This window comes from Paenibacillus sp. FSL H7-0350 (assembly GCF_038593195.1).
Classification (GTDB): Bacteria; Bacillota; Bacilli; order Paenibacillales; family Paenibacillaceae; genus Paenibacillus_AQ.
In genome coordinates, this window is sequence record NZ_CP151972.1 from 5,321,239 (window position 1) to 5,343,814 (window position 22,576).

The following is a 22,576-nucleotide window of genomic DNA, read 5'->3' on the forward strand; positions in this document are numbered from 1 at the left end:
AGCTCTAACTCTACTCTTATATTAAGCAAATCGCTTTCATCATTTTACTCATGAGGTGAATCCAATGCCTGCAAACTTTGAATTCTTACAGGGACAGACGGAATATAAGCTGTTTGCTACAGCGGCTATTGAAGCGGAGAAGGTGCTTGCTACCTCTCCGGCGATGGCGGCGGTGGGCAGCAGGAAAGCTTTTGAGCTTGCAGTGAAGTGGGTATATGCTGCCGATAATACTATTACTATGCCCTATAAGGACAACTTGCAGGCATTGATTCATGAGCCAACCTTCAAATTTGCGATGGAGAATCAGACTTGGGGTAAGCTGGGTTACATTATTAAGCTAGGGAACCTCGCGGTACATACGGACAAGAATATCAGTCGTAGCGATGCAGTCTTGTCGCTGGCTGCTTTGTTTGAATTTGTGCAGTGGCTTGATTACTGCTATGGGGCTAATTATGAGGAACGACATTTCATTGAAAGCAATATCCCAGCCGAAAAGGTTGTTTTGGATGAAGCAAGGATTAAGGAAAAAGATAGCTTAATCGAACAAAAGGAATCAGAAATTGAGGCTTTGCGTGCTCAAATTGCAGCAATGAGTGATAAACTTACCGCTGACAAAGGCCAGCATCAGGAAGAACGCCAGTTTACACCTGGAGATCTTTCTGAGTTCCATACACGCAAGAAATTTATTGATGTTGACTTGAAGTTGCTCGGCTGGACACTTGGAGATGATGTAAGGGAAGAAGTAGAGCTGTTTGGTATGCCTAATAACGAAGACAAAGGTTATGCCGACTATGTGCTGTATGGCAAAGACGGTCTGCCGCTGGCAGTGATAGAAGCCAAGCGAACTTCGAAGGACCCGAAAATCGGTACTCATCAGGCCAAGCTGTATGCCGATTGTCTGGAACAGATGACTGGAAGACGGCCGATGATGTTTACGACGAATGGTTTTGAAACGAATCTGTGGGATGATGTTACCTCGCCACAGCGTAAAGTAAGTGGGATTTTCTCCAAGGCGGATCTACAGAAGTTGATGAACCGGAGAAATGAACGTAAAGTGCTCAATGAAGTTATTATTGACGACAAGATTACTGATCGTTACTACCAGAAGGAAGCAATCCGTGCTGTATGCGAGAATATCATGGAGGGACACAGACGATCTCTGTTAGTCATGGCAACTGGAACTGGTAAGACCCGAACGGCCTCCAGTTTAACAGATGTTTTATCCCGTGGGGGATATGTAACCAATATCCTATTTTTGGCTGATCGGAAGGCATTGGTTAAACAGGCTAAAGATGATTTTAAAAATTATTTGCCTGACATGTCGCTGTGTAATCTGTTGAGCAATAAGGATGACAAAACAGCCCGTATTGTGTTCTCGACTTATCCAACAATGCTGAACGCCATCGATAGGGCAAAGACGGATGATGGGAAACGCTTATTTACGCCCGCTCACTTTGACTTGATTATTGTGGATGAAGCCCATCGGAGTATTTTTAAGAAATTCCGTGCGATCTTTGAATATTTTGACGGTATTATTGTAGGTTTGACCGCCACCCCCAAGACGGAAGTGGACCGGAATACGTATGATTTCTTTGAGATGCAAAGTGGTGTGCCAACGTATGCCTACACCTATGAAACGGCTGTAGAGATTGATCATGTTTTGGTTCCTTACTATAACATTGAGGTTACGACAAGATTTCTGGAGCATGGGATTACTTATGATAATCTTTCGCCAGAAGATAAGGTTCGCTATGAGGAGGACTTTACGGATGAGGACGGTGAAATGCCCGAGTTCATTCCGTCTCCTGCAATTAACGAATTCATTTTTAATCAGGCTACAGTAGACCGTGTATTGGAAGATCTAATGACTCAGGGGATTAAGGTGGCAGGCGGGGATCGGCTTGGGAAAACAATTATTTTTGCTCAGAAGAAAAATCATGCCCAGTATATCGTGGAACGCTTTAATAAGCTATATCCTCAATATAAGGGGAATTTCGCCAAGAGGATTGTCTCTGAAGATACCTATACGCAGAGCTTGATTGATGATTTCAAAATACCTGATAAAGAGCCCCATATTGCCGTTTCTGTGGATATGCTGGATACAGGGATAGATGTACCGGAGATTGTTAACCTTGTGTTTTTCAAACGAATTCGTTCCAAAACGAAGTTTTGGCAGATGATTGGCCGTGGGACAAGGTTGCGCAGGGATTTGTTCGGAGAAGGTGAGGACAAACAACGCTTCGTCATCTTTGATTATCTGGGCAACTTTGAATTTTTTCGTCAGCATAAGGAAGGGATTCAGGGAAATGAAGGCCAGAGTTTGTCTGAAGCGATCTTTGCGAAGCGAGTACGGTTGATCCATTATTTACAGCAAGCTAGTTTTATTGATGAATCCTATCAGGCTGTCCGTACAGAGTTGGTAGTAATAGTATTGGGGCAAATTCTTGCACTGAATACTGAGCTCGTATCTGTAAAATTGCAATTACAGCATATAGAAAAGTATAAGCATCGTGAAGCTTTTGTCTGTCTGTTGGATCAGGATAAATCAAATCTTATAATGCACCTTGCACCTATTGTATATATGTCTGATACAGATGAACACGCCAAACGGTTTGATAATTTCATGTATGGTCTGATGATTGCCCAGCTTGAGGAATCGCCGCAATTCAAAAAGGGAAAGAAGCAACTGATGGAAGTAGCTTCTAGCTTGCTTCAGCGGGCGACTATCCAGTGGGTAAAAGAAAAACTACCACTTATCCAGACTATTGGTACGGAGGAATTCTGGGAGAGTGCAGGTCTACTGGATTTTGAAACAGTACGCAAGGAACTGCGTGGTTTGATTAAATTCATTGTAGATGAAGAAGGTGGTAAAAACCCCATCTACACAAATTTAATGGACGAGGTTCTTGAAATTAATGAAGGGAAAGGAATGTATGAAGCCTATACCTTTGAAGATTATAAGCTTAAGGTGAATCGTTACATCGAGAAAAACCGCGATGCAATTGTAATTCATAAGCTTCGTAATAATATTCCTTTAACTGCGCTGGACTATGAAGTGCTTGAAAAGATTTTCACAGGTGAACTAGGTACGGCTGAGGATTATCAACGGGAATTCAAAGATACGCCGTTTGGCTTATTGGTCCGTCGAATTGCCAAGTTAGAGTATGAGGCTGCCACAGCTGCATTCTCGGAGTTCATCAATGATCAGTCTCTGAATCAAGGACAAATTGTATTTGTCAAAAAAGTTATTGATTATATTGCCCAGAACGGCTATATCGATAATGTGTCTGAGCTGGTTAAGCCGCCATTCGATAAACCGCAAAGTTTTGTGAAATTGTTCGATGGTGCGAAACAAAAAAAACTGGTAGAGACAGTCACAAGGATTAAGGATAATGCGGTAAAGGTTATTGGGTAGAAATCTGTAGTAGGTATAGCTTGTGCCAACGCAGCTTGAGGCTAGGAGTATAACGGGGGATGGGGAATTGAAAAATGTTATCAGAAGTGTTAGATAACTCAACTTTCGTAGCTTAAATCTCCAAATAAACCCTTGATACATCTGGGTAAACCGGAGATCCATTCGTCTAGTTGCGTTTTGTTTTTCTTTGTTTTCGCTTGGAACGTTTTAAGGAATAAGCTCATGAGCTGCTGAAGTGCAGATTGGTAGTCCAGATCGCGAACCTCGTCAGCAAAGAGAAAAAAAGAATCCGCCTAGTGTTTGGTCATCACTCGATTCCCACCGTTTGTATTCCATGACTAAATATCGACTGAATACAATCGTTGTATGGCTAATCAGCCCGTCAAAGGAACGGCTTTGAAAGTGAGAAAATCGAACTAAATAATCCAATGAATATAAAAAGCCATATATTACAATATATGGCTTTTTATATTCAACGTATTCGAATTAGAACTAGGAGAAAAGATACAAAATTTTCAGGAAATAATAGTTCTATGGTATGGGTTGTATGTTATATTAGTGTCAAACCAATTTTTTACACCGTAGGATACAAATTGAATACATTTAGGTTTCAGCAAATTATTATGTAAGGAGAATAACTATGTACTTTCCTATCATGAAAAATCGCGATGAAGAGTTGAGAGTGGTTAAAGGGATGAGTAATTACTTTGGTGAATTAATAATACCTGTTTTGGAGATTATTAGAGATGAGTATTTTGTTCGTTACAGAACTGATGAAGTAACTGGAGAATTTATTTTTGAAAAAAAACCAGGATTGAAAAATAAAACTAAAATAAAATTGGATCCAAGAGAAGAAGATATTATTACACTAGCGGAAATTCAAAAACGACTAAATGGAAAAAGGGCATTTATTGATTTTTTTAGATTCAACGATAATGAATATGATAATAAAGTATTTAAAGGTATGGAGTTATCATTTAAATTAAGCAGAGATTATGCTTATTATAAGCATAGAATATATGGAATAGCGGAGTATGAAAATTTAATACCAGTAATCTCTATAAAAAATGGGTTTAAAGTAAGCGCACATGAATTAGAGAAAATGATAAATGATTTAAGAGAGGGGAATTCTTCTATAGCTATTCGAATAACAGACAATTATTTAGAAGATTATGCAGAATTGTTTGAAGAAAGTTTGACGCGCAGTGATTATCTCATGTTAGATATTAGAAGCCAACATGTTGATTCCAAGTTTATTGAATTAGAAGAGTTTCAAGAATTGGAGACGGATGCTGTTAAAATTTTGCTTAATTCTCCAAGATTACGGTCTCATAAAAACGGAGAATATGAGAATTTATTATTTACAAGTAAAATTGATAATAAAGTAGCTATTATCTATAAAGATTACGGTTTTCAAGGTTTTGGAGATTTTGGAGGTTTAAAAGATGATTTACCTGTAGATTCTGGAGGGAATGGAAAGGGAGCAGCATTAGGATTAACATTCGTGAAAGAAGAAAATGCTTTTTATTCAGTTGTGAATCACGATACAAATATGGGCGTTGGAGGATATAAATATGTTAGGTCTGAAATACTCAAAAGATTGGATATTTTAGATAAGGAAGATAACTGTGTCGCTATAAAACGGATCAAGGATATGCAGGGAAAATACGGTAACTGGGCAACATGGAACAATCTTACACTAACTAGGTACATTCATCAACAAGCAAAAAGTAGCATATCTCTTTAGAGATATACTATTTTTGGAGGTAATAAATTTTTGAAAAACCATTGATAATCAATTTCTAAAATATCAGCGTGATTTTTTACTATGAATTCCCAATTGTCATGAAATTTATTTTTCAAACACAATTTAAATATTTTGTTAATTTCTTTATTGGTAGTATGACTAATAATGAAATTAATCATAGCATCTTTAGTCTCTAGATGAGGGCAGTTAAAGAAAGAAAATAAGTCTTTTTTTGTTAAAATAGATAACTGTGCTAATGGGGAGATATAGTTTGAAGTAACTGCTTGGCGATGTTTTTTAAAAATGTATCTACCTGTTTTGGTAGTGTAGTAGGTATATACTCCACATTCTTCTTGAAGATGAGGCAGCAAATTATTCAAATTTTTTGATGAGCATATGAGGTACACTTCGTCAAAGGCTTGGAAATAATCATTCATTTGCTGTCCTAATCTTTTTGGAGTATCTAAATCTGTTTTTATTTCATAAGCTATACTAGTACCGTTTATTTTACATAAATCAACTCTACTTTTACCTACATTGAGTTCAAATATAGACACATGATTATTTCTTTTTAAGAGAATATTGTTAATGAATGTTGCTTTTATAGAAGTCTCATTCGGATAATAACTTAGAAGAAATTCATTTAAAGATTCCCTGATTGTTAAATCACTATTGAATTGATTGGGTAAATGGCCATCAAATACCTCTAAAATTTTTTTTTCAACAGACTCATTACTGAGAAATGTAGAATATTGATTTGATAATAGTTGAGCATTTTCAAAATAATTACTTTTCTTAGACATATTCCTACACTCCATTCTAAAGCAATTATAAATATATTTTGATTCATAGTCCACTACTCATAAATCAAGCCGATCTTTTAATGAATATTTTTCTTTCAGGTTTATTTTTATGTAAAAGGGGAATACAAATGAATATTTCTTACAACAATACGAAACTGGAAAAGGTATTAACTAATGAACGTTCAATAAAAAGGGAATATACATTATTCCACAAGAAATTAATAAATAGAATGTCTGAATTAAGAGTTGCTAATAATTTGGAGGAAATTCCGCACGTTCCCCCACCTAACCGACATAAACTAAGTGGAGATTATAATGATTGTTGGGGAATTGACGTCTCAAAAAACTTTCGGATTGTACTGAGACCTATTGGAGAATGGGAAGCGTCTGACTTAAGAACAATTCAGAATGTGGAGATAATAACAGTCGAAGATTATCATTAGAAAGGAGGCATACCAATGAGTGAAGATTTTATTGTGCATACAGGTTCAATTATTAAAGAATATTTAGATGATGTCGGAATAAGCCAGGAAGAGTGTTGCAAACAAATTGGGTTAAATGAAGAATACTTTAAAAACTTGTTGAATGGAAAGAACGTTATTACTGAAGAAATAGCCATTAAGTTAGAAGGAATATTAAAAGGTATACCAGCATCTTACTGGCTAAATTATGATAGTAAGTACAGGGCATATAAAAATAGACAAGAAAAAAACCTTCAATTATATACTATGGATGAGTTAAAGAAACTGTCAAAAAGATTTAAGTTTAATACTATATTTAGTGGATTAGATTGGGACCTAACCAAACAAGCGAATGAAATGTTGAAAATACTGGGAATAGCGAATTTCAAACAATTTGATACGGTTTATTCTAATTTAAATGTTGATTTTATGGAAGATGGAGGAGAAAAAGAATCAATAGCCATATGGATAAATTTAGCTAAAGAAGAAGTTGAAATTCAGAATAAGGACTTATCCAGTATAAATTTTAGTATAGAGGCACTTATGGAAAACATAGACAAATTTAAATTGCTTGCTTTAAACTCTGATTATGAGAGTTCATTAAAAAGTGCCAGAAAATTATTAAACCGTTTTGGAATTTATTTAGTGTTTATTAATGCAATAGATAATAGTAAAGTACGTGGTGCTCTAACAACCTATAAAGAAAATCCCGCAATTTATCTTAGTGGGAGATTTAAAACTCACGATCATGTATGGTTTGCACTGATGCACGAAATAGGCCATCTTATTAAACACTATATTCCTAATCGACCAATTATAACTCTTGAAGACGAATTGTTTGAGTTAAAATATACAATAGATACTAAAGAAAAAGAGGCAAATGAATTTGCTAGAGATTATTTTATAAACAATTCAGAATACAGCATTTTTGTTGATACTAATAAATTTGATGAACAAAGTATTTATAAATTTGCCAAATCTCAAAATGTACTTCCAGGTATAGTTGTTGCAAGATTGCAACATGATCGTTACATTGGATTTGATAAATTGAATTATTTGAAAAATAGGTAGCAATTCTTAAAGAAATTACGTTTAGAAATTATGTTATATAAGCCCCTACCTCCATCCCTTATCAAACCCTATAGCAGCAATCACTTCTTCTGGTTACTCGAGTGATTGCTGCTATTTCTTTTACAATTCCATTGTTTAGCAAAGGCATATGTTCATCCAGCGACCTTCACATTTAGCTAACACCTCATAACTCTGAACGAGCCATGTTGACCTTTCAATCTAAAATTAGGCATATGTTGGAAATAAAATTTCATTTCTTCAGTTGAGTACAGAAATTCAAATGCGTCCATTAGTTTGTTTTAATTTAATTCGATATTCGCATTAAAATAACATTTTCTTCGCATACAATTAGGCTATATTGTGAGGTGATAATGAAATGAAGCATCGAAAAGACTCTACGGTTGACAAAATTTCATTGGAGTGCGAGTTGTAGCGATTTGAAAAGCATAATTAATGAAAATATTCTTGCCAGAAAGGTGAGGATTAATGTGCATCTGACGTACAAATATGAGGAGGAGAAGCGCAAGTTTAACGAACTTGGCCAGAAATCTTTGAAGCAGGGGATTCACTGAGCGGCATGAAGCAATTCAAATCCAGAGTGGCAGAGTGGATGGATTTATTAATCAGATGTATCAAGAAAAGAACAGGGATTCACATAAGTGTCGTTTAACTTCTGTCTTGGAGGAGATGTGGTGAGCTTTCCAACATGGTTTAAAGAAACTATTCAAGGCCGATTGGTTGAGGTGAGCGCCAAAATTGAACATCAATCTGAGCCTAGACTAGCTTTTGATGAAGAGCGAGAAGCATTCCAAGAATTATTTGCTTCTATGGATATTGCACATAAGCCAGAATTTGAAATCTGGGAGGATAAGCTTTCTATAAAGCACTCCGTTCTTTATGAACGCCTATATCTTCAAGGGCTGAAGGATGGAACGCAGCTTGCACATTCCTTTAATGCTCCTTCTGTTCTCTCGGAGTAAGCAAAATAGACAACATAAGCATATTCACGTTTGGGCTGTTCACGCGACAGTCCTTTTCTTATGCTTATTTTCGGGAGGGAATCCTTCCCATATTGTCGAATTACCATACATATTGTAAATTCAGAGGATACGAGGTTGGGCTATGTTTGAAGTACTAAAGAAACTCTTCCGAAAATCAGACTCTAAGGCGCCACAGGCTGTACATAAGGCACATGCTCCAAAAGCTAAACCTAAGGTTGCACCCACCCGAATTGGCGAGCTAGGTGAGCATAAAATTAACATACAGCTTAACCAGTTACCTAAGGAATGCAAATTCTTAAGCGATCTGCTGCTCCCTAATTCCAAGTCACGAACAGGCTACGCCCAGATTGATCATATCGTTATTTCCCCATATTGCATATTTGTTATTGAGACGAAAAACTACAATGGAGAAATCAAAGGCAGACGGACCGATCAGCAATGGTCTGTGAGTAACCGTTATAAGATGTACAATCCGCTGAAGCAGAACTATGGACATATCAAGGCCATTGAGAGTCTTTTAAAAGACGTAGCCATTGTAAAATACATCTCTATGATTTCATTCACGATGAGGTGTCGATTCAGTATTGACCCAGAGCTGCGTAAGATCCACTCGGACGAACTGGTTGTCTATGATGTGGAATTAAGCGAACTTATCTCTAGGAAGCTGATTAGCTTGAAGACGGTGAATCCTGATCCTCCTATTTCTGCGGCGCTGGCCCAAACTATATATGATCAACTGGTTCAGGCTAACATCACCGATGCCGATATCCGCAAGCTTCATATAGATAAAATCAAGAAACGGAGCTGATTGAAATGCCGATTTACAACAAGCTTGTTCGTGATAAAATCCCTGAGATTATCCAAAGCACGGGTAAGGACTGTAATTGCATAACTTTAGAATATGAATCCTATGTCTCTGAATTGAAAAAGAAGCTTCGTGAAGAGATAGAAGAGTATAACCAAGCTCTTGGTGATGCACAAGCGGTGGAAGAGTTGGCCGATATTCTTGAGGTGGTCCATGCTCTTGCTCAATTACATAAGATCCTGCCAGAGGATCTTGAGAATGTTCGTGCAAACAAAGCTGAGGAACGTGGAGGGTTTACAGATCGAACTTTTCTGATTGAAGTGACGGAGTAGCCACTATCACTTGAAATCAAATGTGCCTATTGGGGGATCAACATGACATTACCAGAATCGATTAATCAAATTTTCAAGAAAAAACAAAAATCATACAAGATGGTCCTTGTCTTATCCTTAATTGAAGAGTTGAAAAATGTTAATCAGGAGAGAGTGGCCTTTGATAAAGTGAAGGAGCGATTTCTTGGTTATTATATAAAGGAACAAAACAATGGGCATAGGGTAGATGAGGCACCTTCTCGCTATCACGCCCGTTGGAGTGAGATAACAAAAGGCCAGCTTAATACTATCTTGACGACACCTGTTAAGGTTCTTTCAGAAATGATATCGGTTGATACTGAAAATAATTTAATTGGCTTCAATCCAGAGGTGAAGCATCAACTTGGAGAGGCTGGCCTAAGTCAACTTGAGAATCTGGCACAAGAAGAGCTACATAAGTACAATGCTGCAATGCAACAATTCTCTCTGAAAAAACATCTGGAGAATATTATGAATCATTATATCCAAGCCAAAAGAGAACCTTTTAAAGATCATTCCTTAGGCACCCTATTACGTAGAACGATTCCTTCTGAGCTAAGAGCGTTGCCTTTCCTGAATGAGGAATACTATAAGATTCAAGGCTCTATTGGGCAGGGGAAGTGGGCGGATGTACCTTGGTTCTCCATATTAGATAAACGAATTACTAGTACCACGCAGAGCGGTGAGTATGTCGTCTATCTTTTTGCGGAAGATATGAGTGCTGTGTATCTATCATTTGCTCAAGGAGTGACAATTACACCAAAGGAGAAGGGGAGCGAAGATAAGTATACTTATTTACGCAATAAAACCCAAGAAATTCGTAAGCTCATTCCTCTCACCAATATGAATAAGGACGAGAATATTGAACTCCTGGGCCACGGTCGAGGGAAGGATTATCAGGCATCTACGGTTGCATACATAAAGTATGAACGTGGTAAAGTGCCTTCGGATGAGACATTGATACAGGATCTACAGAGGGTAGTGGAAGATTATCGCATCTACGTTGAAGAGTACGTACTTAACGAAACGGCAAGCACCTTGGAGGTAGAGCCAGTGACAGAAGATATAGAATCCGTACCTGAGCCGATTGACGACGCCGATATCCCCTCTATCCTCCACCACATTCAATCCCACATCCGCCGCCAAGGCTTCTTTTTCCCGGAGCATCTGATTGAGAACTTCTACCTGTCGCTGAAGGCGAAGCCGCTGGTGATTCTGGCGGGGATCTCGGGGACGGGGAAGACGAGGCTGGTGAAGCTGTTCGCGGAGGCGTTGGGGGCGACAAGGGATAATGGGCGGTTCAGGTTGATTCCGGTGCGGCCGGATTGGAGTGATCCTGCGGATCTGCTGGGGTATAAGGATCTGTCGGGCAGGTTCCAGCCGGGGCCGATGATGCAGGTGTTCGTGGAGGCGCGGCAGCCGGAGAACCGGCATCAGCCGTATTTTATCTGCCTGGATGAAATGAACTTGGCGCGAGTGGAACATTATTTCAGCGATCTGTTAAGTGTGCTGGAGACGCAGGAGTGGCGGGAGGGGGAGATTCAGACACAGGCCCTGATCTCTCCGGCTACGCTGGGGAACCCTGAGGATGAGCGGACCTACGGCGGCCTGGGCATCCCGGAGAATGTGTTTCTGATCGGGACGGTGAATATGGACGAGACCACGCACCCTTTTAGCAAAAAAGTCCTCGACCGCGCCAGCACCCTGGAGTTCAATTACATCAATCTGCAGCAGTATCCGCAAGAGTCGGCTCAGGCTGCAGACGTTCCCGCTGAGCTTGCGGAGCTGAATCATCTGTTCGTCCGTTCGGATTATCTGAAGCTGGCAGATGCCTACGAGCCTTATCAGGAGCTTGTGGTGCGGACGACCGGGAGACTGGTGAAGATCAACGCGCTGCTGGAGGATATTCATGCTCATGTGGGGTTCCGGGTGCGGGATGCGGTTTGCTTTTATATGATCTATAACGAGCGGTATGGCCTGATGGATGAGGAAGAGGCGTTCGACTGGCAGCTGCTGCAAAAGATTCTCCCGCGCATTCAAGGCAGTCACTCCTCGGTACGCCGGGTTCTGCTGAGCCTGATCAAGGAGGCCATCGGCAATGGGACGAGCTTAACGTTCAATATGGAATCGCTCATGGAGGATGCATCGCCTCTCTATCTGGCCTGGGCTGGCGGGAAGACTCCGCTTGGGCTGAAGCATCCGCAGAGCGCCCGCAAATTGGCGTACATGCTTAGGAGGCTGGAGGAAGATGGATTCACCTCATACTGGCTCTCGTGACCAGGCGGTAGAATTGCTGCGGGTGGAGACGGAGCTGTTCACGCTGTATCTTCTGGGGAAGCCCTATCATCCTACGGTGGAGACGCTGCAACTGCATCGTTCCACAGAGCAGGAGTGGGTGGAGGCTACGCTTGGCATCACTTGCTCCCAGCGGCTGGGTGAGGTGCAGATTAAGGTGTTCTCGCCGGAAGCGTATGGGCTAGTGGAGTGGGTGCCGGGGGAGACGGCTTTCCCTTGCTTTTATGAGACGCAGTCTTACGAGCTGGTGGTTCAGCATAAGCAGGTGGAGAGTCTTACGTTCTATCATGAGAATGTGCTGCTCCGGCAGGCGGTGAAGCCGCTGGGGGATTCTATTCTGGCGGGCGTGCTGAACTTCAGGAATGAGGTCGGTCTGACGGAATGGGAGCTTCGGGTAGCGGGGGGGATGCTGCTGCGGGTGGAGATGGAGATTTTCCCCTCGAAAATGGATTACAAGCTGGATTACCAGAATATTCTGCATGAGGTGAATGCGCAGATCTATAATCTGGCCTTCGACTTCCTGCGCCGGACCTACCAGCTCACCGGGCTGCGGGAGACCCCGCATCAGAGCCTGACGGAATTCTTCACGATCCTCCAGCACATCTTAAGGCAGCTGCTGGATACGGTTGAGAGGATCAACAAGAATCCTAACTATGCGCTGCTCCAGGAACGAAGGCTAATGGATGCGGGCCGGGTCAAGCAAGCCGGAAGGGAGAACATCCGCGAGCTCGCCAAGCACCCTGAACGGTTAAGGGAGGATGCGAAGCACGGGTTCCTGACGATTGGTAACCGCAGCTACACGGCCACACACTTAATGGAGACGCGCAGGCGCCTCGCCTATGATACGAACGAGAACCGCTTCGTCCGCTGGATGCTGGAACGGGTTCGCGGGAAGCTGAAGGAGCTTAAGCTCCGCTGGAGAGAGAACAGCCGAACCTCAGACCCCTTGCTGATGGCAAGGCTGGATTCCATGCTGAAGCAGATTGATCGGGTGCTGCAGATGGATTTTGTGCGTGAGGCGGGTGTGATGAAGCAGATGTCCGTTACACTGGTGCTGCAAATGGCCCCTGGGTACCGTGAGGTCTACCGCTTCTATCTCATGCTGCTCAAAGGCCTGTCGATCCAAAGCGATCTTCTCCGGCTATCCATGAAGGATGTCGCTCAGCTCTATGAATACTGGTGCTTCCTGAAGCTGAATCAGCTGCTGGGGCAGAAGTATAAGCTGGTGAAGCAGAACATCATCCGGGTGAACCGGAGCGGGATCTTCGTCACGCTGGACCGTTCGCAGAGTGCCAAAATGGTCTATGAGAACCCGGTGAACGGGGAGCAATTCATCCTGTATTATAACGCGATTCCGGGCACGGATCAGACGCCGACACTGAGCCAGCGGCCAGATAATGTGCTCACCTTGAAGAAGAAGGATGCGGGTCAGGTGAAGGAGTATAAGTATGTTTTTGACGCCAAATACCGCTTGAATCCTGCCTATCCAGGCACGCCCTATGAGAAAAGGTACAAGCAGCCCGGGCCGGAGGAGGACGACATCAATACGATGCACCGCTACCGGGATGCGATTGTGTATCAGGAGCAGAGCTCCGGGGAGTATGAGCGCAGCATGTTCGGGGCGTATGTGTTATTCCCTTATCCGGACGAAGAGCGGTTCAAGAGCCATCCGTTCTACCGGAGCATTGAACTGCTCAACATCGGTGCCTTCCCGTTCCTTCCGAATGCCACCGGTCTGGTGGAGCAATTCCTGGAGGAGATCATCCGTGACAGCCCGGAAAAGGCCTACGAACGCTCCACACGCCCGCGCGGTACGAAGGAGTATTATGCCGATAAGCTGGCGGGGAAGAATGTGCTGGTGGGGTCGGTGCGGGGGCCGGAGCAGGTGGGGGTGGCGTTGCGGAACGCTTTTTATCATATGCCGCTTCAGAATCTTGCCAGCCAGAAGCTGCTGACCCAGATCGAATACATCGCGATGTGCCAATCCCGCAAGAAGTTCATCCATTCGGCCAAAACAGGCATTCACTGGGTAGGCAAGGTGGCCGATTGGAAGGTGCTGCGGCGTAAGGAGATTACCGAGGTTCCTTGCCGGCCGGGTACGGAAGAGGACTTGTATGTCCGGTTCACCATTGAAGAATGGAAGAGTTTAGCTGATCCTATCGCGCTGGGCGGGCAGGGGATTTATACGGTGCTCCATACCAGCAAATACATTCTCGACCGGGCCCTGGAGCTTGCCGAGCTTCGGCTGGAGACGGAGGAAGCGATGCGGGAATGGCGGGAGAAGCGCCGCAAGGGTAGAGTGAAGGTGAAGTTGGATCATGAGGAGTATGTGGATTTGGGGCGTGTGGTGGAGGTAAGGAATATTTGATAGGGATCTGAAGATTGCAGACTCTAGGTCATTCAATTCATTTATCATTAAAGGAGAGATGAATTATGAACAATAGCCGTCGTCCATTCTACCGGTTCGCTATGAAAAGCTTGATTATGCTGCTGTGCGCTGGTCTGCTGCCACTCGTGCATACGGGGGCTCCAGCTCAGGCTGCACCGGTAGTGGGGAACCAGATCAGGCCGCTCCTGATCAACAACCAATATGTGCTGTTTCCAGGCAAGCTGGCGCCCTATATCGAAGCAGGAAAATTAATGGTACCTGTCCGTGCGTTTGCAGGGGCGCTGGGTGCACAACTGACCTATGATGCCGCCACCAAAAGCTCTACGATCTCGCTGCTTGGGGAGAGTGTGGGGAAGCTGCGGGCCGGGCAGGCTACGGCGGTAACCAAAGACGGCAGTACGATAGCGCTGGGAGCGTCTCCGCAACTGCGGGATGGTGTACTGTTTGCACCCATGAACCCGATCCTCACCGGGCTGAAGAAGTTGAAGTGGGAGAGTATGTATAACGCGCTCAGCCGCCATGTACTGATAGTGCAGGGCCGGGGTGACACAGTGCTGCCGCAGGCCAAGGCTTGGCAGAACGTGACTCCGTTTGGAGATGTGCCTGGGGAGCGTCAGAACCCTTTTTACCCCACACTGCTAACGCAATCTGCTGACGGGAAAGGCTTCCGGCTGGCGCTGAGCGTGATTAACGCTTCCGGTTTTGTCATTGCCGGGGATGCATCCAGCTTGGAGTTCGTTGCTGTGAACAGCCAAGGCCAAGCCGTCGTCCGGCAGCTTCCCGGTCCCTCGAAGGCGACACCTAAGGCGGGTGCACTGTCATTCACCATTAATGTTCCTACAGCGCCGGATTATGTGATTTTCAATTCACGGATCAAGTAATAAACACAAGGAGGCCAAGCCTGCCATGGACACCCCGGAACATATCCAGAAGCTGCACGATGAACATCGAAAGGAATGGTTATCGGCTAAGCCAGAGGAACGTATAATACGCTTCTATGAAACGGATAAGCCTTACGGCTGTTTTTCTAATTTTGCGAAGTATCCGATTCTGTTAAAAGGCAAAGAGTGGGCGACATCGGAGCATTACTTTCAGGCGCAGAAGTTCGCAGGGACTGAGCATGAAGAGGAGATCCGGCTCGCCAGTACGCCTATGATCGCAGCCAGGATGGGTCGGGAGCGGAATCGGCCGCTGCGCCCTGATTGGGAGGAGTGCAAGGTTGAGGTGATGCGGGAGGCCCTGGTCGCCAAAGTCGAGCAGCATTCTGTGATCAAGTCCATCTTGCTCTCAACCGGAGATTGCACGCTTGTCGAACATACCTCGAATGATGCTTACTGGGGAGACGGCGGGGACGGTCAGGGAGGCAATATGCTGGGCAAGCTGTGGATGGAGATTCGGGACGGCCTTGCGGGGTACAGCCCCGAATTCTTTTTGCCGGAATGGATTGTGTACCCTGATCTTCCTCCCTTCAGTATGGGCTGGAGAATGGGAGCGGGAGAAGATTATTTGGTGCATCTGCAGGAATGGAGAGGGAAGCAGTCACCGGAAGCTCTTAAGGAGTACGATGGGTATTTTAACCCACCGGAGGAGTGGGCTCGGGGTAATGAGGAGCTATAAGGAAATAGATATCTTCATACATTTACTTACTTTATGATATGATTTGTGGTATAGTAAAGGCAGAAAAAACGTAGAATACAAAGAGAGCCGTGCTCGATACACGACTCTCGGAGCAATAGCCGCTTTTAAGGGCGGTGGCTTTCGGAATATCAGTTAAGAAATAGACCGATTCCTTGGTGAGGGCGGTCTATTTCTTTTTGTGGAAAGAGAGAATCAACACAACCAGAGTCGCGAACGAAATCATTAGCGTCAATGCTTGGTATACCTCCACAGGCTTCACCTCCCTTCCGGGAGATTAGCCGACCGCCCATATAAGCCTTTCTATTGCTTCAGCGATTATACCATGAATGGAAATTTTTGAATATACGAACAGCGCAGACTCATCCAATGGAGCCCGCCGGAAGAGGGGCTAGGGGTACTGAGAAATTTTGAGAGAGTGGTGCAATAGGCAGAAGAAAGTATAATGAAAAAAGAAAGCCGTGCGGCGAACACGACTCTCGGAGCAATAGCCGCTTTTAAGGGCGGTGGCTTCAAAAGTTTATCCATTGAAATAGGATCGCTTCCTTAGACCAGGGCGGCCTAATTCTTCATGGGGGAATTAAGCAATGCGATAATGAACATGCCGAACATGAACAACAGGGATTACGAATGGAATACACAAACCGAATCCTTAATCAAGCCCAAAAACAGGCCCCCCCACCTGCCTTTGGGCTTTTTCCTATGCCTCTTAAAATCCCCCCTCTGGAAATTTATTCTTCCATCGTAATACTTCCGCCATGTTCGTTCCGTCTGATCTAAGCGATGATAGACCCTGTAAGATAACGCTGAGCGCGTTCATCCTGCATCCGGTTCTTATCCGGGCGGGCGTAACGAGGCGGGGATCTCTGGTGATCCCGCAGTGCCGGCATGTATGTTACGGTATCCTGTACGGTCCGTTTCGGTAAGAGCAACTAAGGGGTTCGATTCCCCGATCGCCTTCACAGCGACGTTGGTTACACTCGATTTCCATCGAGCCACAATTGAAGCACAATCTGAGTAAGGAAACCAATGGACAGCATCCCTGGCGGCTGGTGTAGCGCTACTGCGGCAGGGCTTTGTAATCCGTGGATACCGGCAGCGGGGAAGCTTGCGGAGAATGAGGTAGGGACAGAAGGGAACGAAGGCTGGCTGAAGGTTGGGTTAGTCTCAGGTCTCAAGCAGTCCTCCCGGATCTCCCGGCAGACCGCCTGTCTCAAGCGTGATTCCGTCCGGGTCCGCAGCGGGATTCTGTCATCCATTGGTCCAATCATGAAGGAGGTAATACATACGATGTTGAAGCCAATCACGATTCAAGCGGACCAGCGCGGTCTGCTCTTTCATAAGGGAAGTTATGTGAAGCGGCTGCTGCCGGGAACCTACCGTTATTTCTCCTGGTCGCAACATACTGTGTTGGTACTGGATATTGCTAAGCCTTTTAGCGCTGGCGGTAAGGATCTGCAGCTGTTCTTACAGGATGATGAGCTCCTGCGGGAGCTTGAGGTGGTACGGGTACAGGATCATGAGAATGTGCTGCACTATGAGGATGGTCAATTCATGCAGGTGTTGAAGCCGGGGGTATATGCGTATTGGAATCTGCTGAAAAAGCATACCTTCGTCCACACGGACATCCGTGTGCCGGAGCTGCCCGCCGGGATCGACCGCTCGATCATCGCGCGGCTTACGCCGCACCTGCAGAGCTGCGAAATCGCCAGCCACGAGCTGGGGTTCCTGTTCTACGATCATACGCTCCAGCGGGAGCTGACGCCGGGGAAATATTATTTCTGGAAGGGGCCGGTCTCGGTGCTGACCAAGAAGGTCGATCTGAGACAGCAGCAGATGGATCTGCTCGGCCAGGAGATGATGACGGAAGATAAGGTTACGCTGCGCCTGAACTTCGTCTGCCAGTACCGGATCGTAAGTCCGCACCGTGTCCTGGAGATGAAGGATTTCGATGAGCAGATTCATATCCAGCTTCAGCTCCTGCTGCGCGAGTATGTCGGGACGCTGAGATTGGACGATCTGCTGAAGCGGAAGGAGGATCTGACGACGTTCATTCTGGACCGTATCCGGGAGAAGGAGGAAGAGTTCGGGGTGCGCTTCCTCGGGGCAGGGGTGAAGGATGTAATTCTGCCGGGAGACATGAAGGACATCCTGAACACCGTGCTGCTCGCTGAGAAAAAAGCCCAGGCCAACCTGCTCACCCGCCGGGAAGAGACAGCCTCGACACGCAGCCTGCTGAATACAGCGAAGCTGATGGATGAGAATCAGACGCTCTTCCGGCTCAAGGAGCTGGAATTCCTGGAGAAAATCTGCGACCGGATCGGCTCCATCTCGGTCACCGGCGGCGGTGATCTGCTGGAGCGGTTAAGCTCGCTCATCGGCGCAAGTAAATAGACAAGAATCGCCCTCCACACAGCTCAGCTTATGAGCTAGTGGAGGGCGATTCTTATTGTATGAGAAGCTCCTTACATCTGTACGACTACGCTTAATCTACTTCACCAACCCCGTCAAATACCCGTAATGCTCCCCCTCCATCTGGTCCAGAGGGATGAAGCGGATAGAGGCGCTATTGATGCAGTAGCGCTTGCCGCCGCGGTCTGCGGGACCGTCGTCGAAGACATGGCCCAGGTGGATGTCACCGGATTGGCTGCGGACCTCGGTGCGTTCCATGCCGAAGCTGGTATCCGTATCATAGGTGACGACCTGCGGGGCAATCGGCTTGGTGAAGCTGGGCCAGCCGCAGCCGGAGTCGTATTTATCCTTGCTGGAGAAGAGGGGCTGACCCGTGGCGATATCGACATACAGGCCAGCCTCGTAGTTATCCCAATAGTCGTTGCTGAAGGCACGCTCCGTGTCATTCTTGACGGCTACCGCGTATTGATCGGCAGTTAACCGCTCCTTCAGTTCTGCGTCGGAAGGGCGCGGGTATTGGGCCGGGTCGATGACCGGCTCTTGCTCATCCAGGATGCTTAAGTCAATGTGGCAGTACCCGTTCGGGTTCTTCGCCAAGTAGTCCTGATGATATTCCTCCGCCAGATAGTAGTTCTCCAGAGGAAGGACTTCGGTTACGATTTTCTTGTCATACTTGGTCTGCTCCTGTGCTACAGCCTGCTGGATAACAGCTGCATCCTCCGGGGACGAATAGTAGATTCCTGTCCGGTATTGAACGCCCCGGTCATTGCCTTGCTTGTTCAGGCTGGTCGGGTCAACAACCTTGAAATAAGCTTCCAGGAGCTGCTTCAGGGTGACCTGCTTCGGATCGTACTTCACATGCACAGTCTCCGCGAACCCCCGGTCCCCGCGAATAACATCCTCGTAGGTCGGATTCTCGCCTTTCCCGTTGGCATAGCCTGAGGTGACATCCTGAACTCCCTGAATGCGGGCCATATACGCTTCCACACCCCAGAAGCAACCGCCTGCCAGGTACAGGCTACGCAGATCCTTCTCGGCTATACTTGCGGTTTTGACCGCTGGAACCGGGGCGGCAGCTGAGGTGGAGCTCATTCCCGCGAAGGTGTCCTTAATCAGCTCGTTGGAGGCATGACCCGGGAGGGACTTCACCAGCATTCCTTCTTCATCGATATAAAAAGAGCTGGGATACGCCCGTACCTGAAACTCCTTGGCCCATGTCCCGTCTTCATCGAGCAGCACAGTCAGATTGTCATACGGCTGCTTGTTGAACCAGTCCGTGAACTCCTTGGCGGATTTCTCGCCTTTGTAGCCTGGGGTTACAATCGATACCACCTGGAAGTCCTTCTCCTGGCCGGCCAGCGCATTCAGTTCCTCCAGACCGGCAAGGCAGATGGAGCACCAGGAGGCCCAGTATTTCACATAGACCTTCTTGCCCTTCAGATCCTCGAGCTTCAGCGAATCACCCTTCAGATCCTGCAGGGCGAATGCCGGAGCCGGCTTCCCCTTGCTCATAGCTGCGCCAGAGTCTGTCTTACCTGCTCCTGCCTCCGGCTTGACGCCGCAGGCGGCCAGGACCGTGAGCATTCCGCCAATGACCATGAGCATTCCGAACCACTGCCATATCTTTTTCATACCTGATTCCTCCTCCCGTTATTGAATCCAGCTCACAATCGTATTCAGCTGGTCTGTCATTAGCAGCAGCCCCATGGCGATCAGCATACAGCCGGAGGCGATCTTAATTCCGCCCATGAACCGGTACAAGCGGCGAATCCGCTGCACCAGATAGTCTGAGAAGACGGATAGTATAAGGAAAGGAATTGCCAGACCCAGCGTGTACAGCAGCATGAGGAATCCTCCGTAAGCAGGGGACCCTTCCCCGGCAGCGATACTGAGAATGCCCGCAAGTACCGGGCCGATGCACGGCGTCCACCCGAAGCTGAACGTCAGGCCGAGCAGGAAGGCCCCGATATAGCCGCCACGTGCTGCGCGGGGACTGGACAGCTTTTTTTCCCGTTCGAGCCAGGAGATCTTGATTAGTCCGGTCTGGTAGATTCCGAATAAAATGACAATCACTCCGCAGACGGCAATGAACCTGGAGCTTGAAATGACATTGCCAAGTATGCCGGAGCCGAAGCCCAGGGTGATGAAGACCACAGATAGTCCAAGCACGAAGATTAGGGTCCGCAGCATGAATACCGAACGGAACCGCAAGGAGCCTGCGTCCACCCCTCCCTGATTCACATTGCCCGCCAGGCTTCCGGACAGATACGAGACATAGACCGGAAGCAGCGGCAGAATACAGGGTGCAAAAAACGATAATACCCCTGCGCCGAAGACGCCGAACAGGAATACAAAATCACCAGCCATCTCTATCACCACCTATATGAATACGCTTCTCTAAAGCTAAGGCTTACCGGCTGGTGTAGATGGGGACCGTGAACCAGAAGCAGCTTCCAGAACCCTTAGTGCTCTCTACACCAATTTTGCCGCCATGCAGCTCCACAATGGATTGTGCGATGGCAAGACCCAGTCCGGCGCCTCCGCTATTCTTACTGCGTGATTTATCTATCCGGTAGAACCGTTCGAAGATCCGTGAGGTCTCCGCAGCTTCAATTCCCTGACCCTCATCGCTCACAGCGATTCGCAGGAACGGGCCTTCCTCGGCGGCGGACAGCACGATATGGCCTTCTTCAGGAGAATGTTGAATCGCATTCTGCACAAGATTGGACAGCACCCGCTTAATCTGCGTGGGCATCATCAGGGCCGCGGGTAACTTATCCGGGAGCTCAATCTCGACCTTCAGCCGCTTCTCCGCCAGATGGAAGGAGAAGCTCTCCAGCGTGCTGATCAGCAGTTCATCCGCATGGCAGGGCTGCGGGTCGAAGGTTCCGCCGCTGGCCTCCAGGCTGGATAGTTCAAAGAGGTCCTGGATCAGTCCCGCCAGCCGCTTCGTCTCCAGCCGGATCGTATTCAGATACCGCTGGAAGGTCTCTTCGTCCTTGATCACATCATCCTCCAGCGCTTCTACGAACGACTGAATGGAGGCAAGAGGGGTCCGCAGATCGTGGGAGACATTGGCGATCAGCTCCCGCCGGGCGGACTCGGACTGGTGGAGATGGTCGAAGCTCTCTTTTAACTTACTGCTCATCTCATTGAATTGCCGGGCCATCAGCTTGAACTCGTGCGGGCCGATGGTGGGGACCTCGGTGTGGAAATCCCCCTCGGCAATCCGTACCGTCTGCTCCGTAATCCGGGCAATGGACTTCTCCACCGGCCGCGTCAGCAGATGCTGCAGGACGAAGGAGAACACGCCGATCCCGGCTGTGATGCCCGACAGATAGTATAGCTGATCAATGGTCAGCAGCATCCGGGAATAACTGACGAATAGACAGATCAACAATACGCCGATCCCCGTGAGACTGGACAATAATAGATAGGTGCGCAGCTTCATCAGATGCCATCACCCGCAAACTTATAGCCGATTCCCCAGACCGTCTTGATGTATTTCGGGTCGGAGGGAGTCTGTTCGATCTTCTCGCGTAATCTTCTTATATGCACCGTAACGGTAGTCGTATCTCCTTCATAGCTGAAATCCCAGATCTTGCTCAGCATCTGCGTCCGGGAGAACACCTGCCCCGGATGGCTCGCCAGCAGATACAGCATTTCGAATTCGGTCACCGTCAAGTCAATCGCCTGCCCGCTGATCTCCACCGTACGCTTCCCGACATCGAGGGTCAGTCCTTCGTACTTGATTGTGTGCTCAGCGGCGGTAGCCGGCGATACCTGGACAACTCTCATTCTGCGCAGAATCGCCTGCACCCGCAGTACGAGCTCCCTTGGACTGAAGGGCTTAGTCAGATAATCATCCGCCCCCATCGTCAGCCCCATCAGCCGGTCCTGCTCCTCGCCGCGCGCCGTCAGCATGATGATCGGGAGATCTTCGGTCTGCCGGATCTCGCTGCACACCTCCCAGCCATTCTTATGCGGCATCATCAAGTCAAGCACAATCAGGCTTGGAGACTGGCTGCGCCATAGCTCTAGCGCCTCCAAGCCGTCCTTGGCGGTGGTGACCAGATACCCCTCCCGTTCCAGATACCTGCGGCACACATCGGTAATATTCGGATCATCATCCGCGACCAGCACTCGTTCATTCATCTTAACCCACCCCATATCTGTCCAAAATCCATTTGAT

17 protein-coding genes and 1 pseudogene are annotated in these 22,576 nt (G+C 46.6%); 13 read left to right on the forward strand and 5 right to left on the reverse strand.

All coding sequences use genetic code 11. From position 1 onward, the window contains the following. Positions 1–64 precede the first annotated feature (64 nt). Together NYE24_RS24295 and NYE24_RS24300 are read left to right on the forward strand one after the other, a co-directional pair. The gene (locus NYE24_RS24295; protein ID WP_342476867.1) at positions 65–3,415 is read left to right on the forward strand and encodes a DEAD/DEAH box helicase family protein; all 3,351 of its coding nucleotides are present in this window, start codon (positions 65–67) and stop codon (positions 3,413–3,415) included. Positions 3,416–4,070: 655 nt separating this feature from the next. After that, entirely contained in the window at positions 4,071–5,162 is a 1,092-nt protein-coding gene (locus tag NYE24_RS24300; protein ID WP_342476868.1) for a hypothetical protein, read from the forward strand. Here the strand turns inward: NYE24_RS24300 and NYE24_RS24305 are convergent. Continuing rightward, positions 5,159–5,965, reverse strand: a complete 807-nt coding sequence (locus NYE24_RS24305; RefSeq protein WP_342476869.1) for a sce7726 family protein — start codon at positions 5,963–5,965, stop codon at positions 5,159–5,161. The genes NYE24_RS24300 and NYE24_RS24305 overlap by 4 nt on opposite strands. Before the next feature lie 128 nt (positions 5,966–6,093). On the opposite strand from NYE24_RS24305, the gene NYE24_RS24310 reads away from it, so the two are divergent. From NYE24_RS24310 to NYE24_RS24360, 11 genes and pseudogenes are all read left to right on the forward strand, one after another. Continuing rightward, positions 6,094–6,408, forward strand: coding sequence for a plasmid maintenance system killer protein (locus tag NYE24_RS24310; RefSeq protein WP_342476870.1), 315 nt, complete (start codon positions 6,094–6,096; stop codon positions 6,406–6,408). 15 nt (positions 6,409–6,423) lie between these two features. After that, on the forward strand, positions 6,424–7,497 hold the full coding sequence (locus NYE24_RS24315) for an ImmA/IrrE family metallo-endopeptidase (RefSeq protein WP_342476871.1): 1,074 nt from the start codon (positions 6,424–6,426) through the stop codon (positions 7,495–7,497). A gap of 692 nt (positions 7,498–8,189) precedes the next feature. Further along, positions 8,190–8,477: a hypothetical protein gene (locus NYE24_RS24320; RefSeq protein WP_342476872.1), complete on the forward strand. Its 288-nt coding sequence runs from the start codon at positions 8,190–8,192 to the stop codon at positions 8,475–8,477. Positions 8,478–8,619: 142 nt separating this feature from the next. After that, the gene (locus NYE24_RS24325) at positions 8,620–9,306 is read left to right on the forward strand and encodes a nuclease-related domain-containing protein (protein ID WP_342476873.1); all 687 of its coding nucleotides are present in this window, start codon (positions 8,620–8,622) and stop codon (positions 9,304–9,306) included. 5 nt (positions 9,307–9,311) lie between these two features. After that, the gene (locus NYE24_RS24330; protein ID WP_342476874.1) at positions 9,312–9,635 is read left to right on the forward strand and encodes a nucleoside triphosphate pyrophosphohydrolase; all 324 of its coding nucleotides are present in this window, start codon (positions 9,312–9,314) and stop codon (positions 9,633–9,635) included. Positions 9,636–10,124: 489 nt separating this feature from the next. Continuing rightward, positions 10,125–10,646, forward strand: a pseudogene (locus NYE24_RS24335) (DUF3578 domain-containing protein); the annotation flags it as partial. A gap of 60 nt (positions 10,647–10,706) precedes the next feature. Then, on the forward strand, positions 10,707–11,930 hold the full coding sequence (locus NYE24_RS24340) for an AAA family ATPase (RefSeq protein ID WP_342479289.1): 1,224 nt from the start codon (positions 10,707–10,709) through the stop codon (positions 11,928–11,930). Continuing rightward, positions 11,902–14,316 carry a DUF2357 domain-containing protein gene (locus tag NYE24_RS24345; RefSeq protein ID WP_342476875.1) on the forward strand — a complete coding sequence of 805 codons (2,415 nt, stop codon included), beginning with the start codon at positions 11,902–11,904 and terminating at the stop codon, positions 14,314–14,316. Before NYE24_RS24340 ends, NYE24_RS24345 begins: the two co-directional genes overlap by 29 nt. Positions 14,317–14,381: 65 nt before the next feature. Then, positions 14,382–15,218: a copper amine oxidase N-terminal domain-containing protein gene (locus NYE24_RS24350; RefSeq protein ID WP_342476876.1), complete on the forward strand. Its 837-nt coding sequence runs from the start codon at positions 14,382–14,384 to the stop codon at positions 15,216–15,218. Between the two features lie 25 nt (positions 15,219–15,243). Further along, positions 15,244–15,954, forward strand: a complete 711-nt coding sequence (locus NYE24_RS24355; RefSeq protein ID WP_342476877.1) for an NADAR family protein — start codon at positions 15,244–15,246, stop codon at positions 15,952–15,954. A 1,308-nt stretch (positions 15,955–17,262) separates the two neighbouring features. Then, positions 17,263–18,366 (forward strand): slipin family protein, encoded by a 1,104-nt coding sequence (locus NYE24_RS24360; RefSeq protein ID WP_342479290.1) that lies wholly within the window; start codon positions 17,263–17,265, stop codon positions 18,364–18,366. 96 nt (positions 18,367–18,462) lie between these two features. On the opposite strand, the gene msrAB is transcribed toward NYE24_RS24360, so the two are convergent. The 4 genes from msrAB to NYE24_RS24380 are packed head-to-tail and all read right to left on the reverse strand — an operon-like array spanning position 18,463 to position 22,539. Further along, positions 18,463–20,016 (reverse strand): bifunctional peptide-methionine (S)-S-oxide reductase MsrA/peptide-methionine (R)-S-oxide reductase MsrB, encoded by a 1,554-nt coding sequence (gene msrAB, locus NYE24_RS24365; RefSeq protein ID WP_342476878.1) that lies wholly within the window; start codon positions 20,014–20,016, stop codon positions 18,463–18,465. Positions 20,017–20,034: 18 nt separating this feature from the next. Continuing rightward, on the reverse strand, positions 20,035–20,751 hold the full coding sequence (locus NYE24_RS24370; protein ID WP_342476879.1) for a cytochrome c biogenesis protein CcdA: 717 nt from the start codon (positions 20,749–20,751) through the stop codon (positions 20,035–20,037). Between the two features lie 43 nt (positions 20,752–20,794). Then, the gene (locus NYE24_RS24375; protein ID WP_342476880.1) at positions 20,795–21,835 is read right to left on the reverse strand and encodes an ATP-binding protein; all 1,041 of its coding nucleotides are present in this window, start codon (positions 21,833–21,835) and stop codon (positions 20,795–20,797) included. Beyond that, positions 21,835–22,539, reverse strand: coding sequence for a response regulator transcription factor (locus NYE24_RS24380; RefSeq protein ID WP_036693045.1), 705 nt, complete (start codon positions 22,537–22,539; stop codon positions 21,835–21,837). Before NYE24_RS24380 ends, NYE24_RS24375 begins: the two co-directional genes overlap by 1 nt. Between the last annotated feature and the right edge of the window lie 37 nt (positions 22,540–22,576).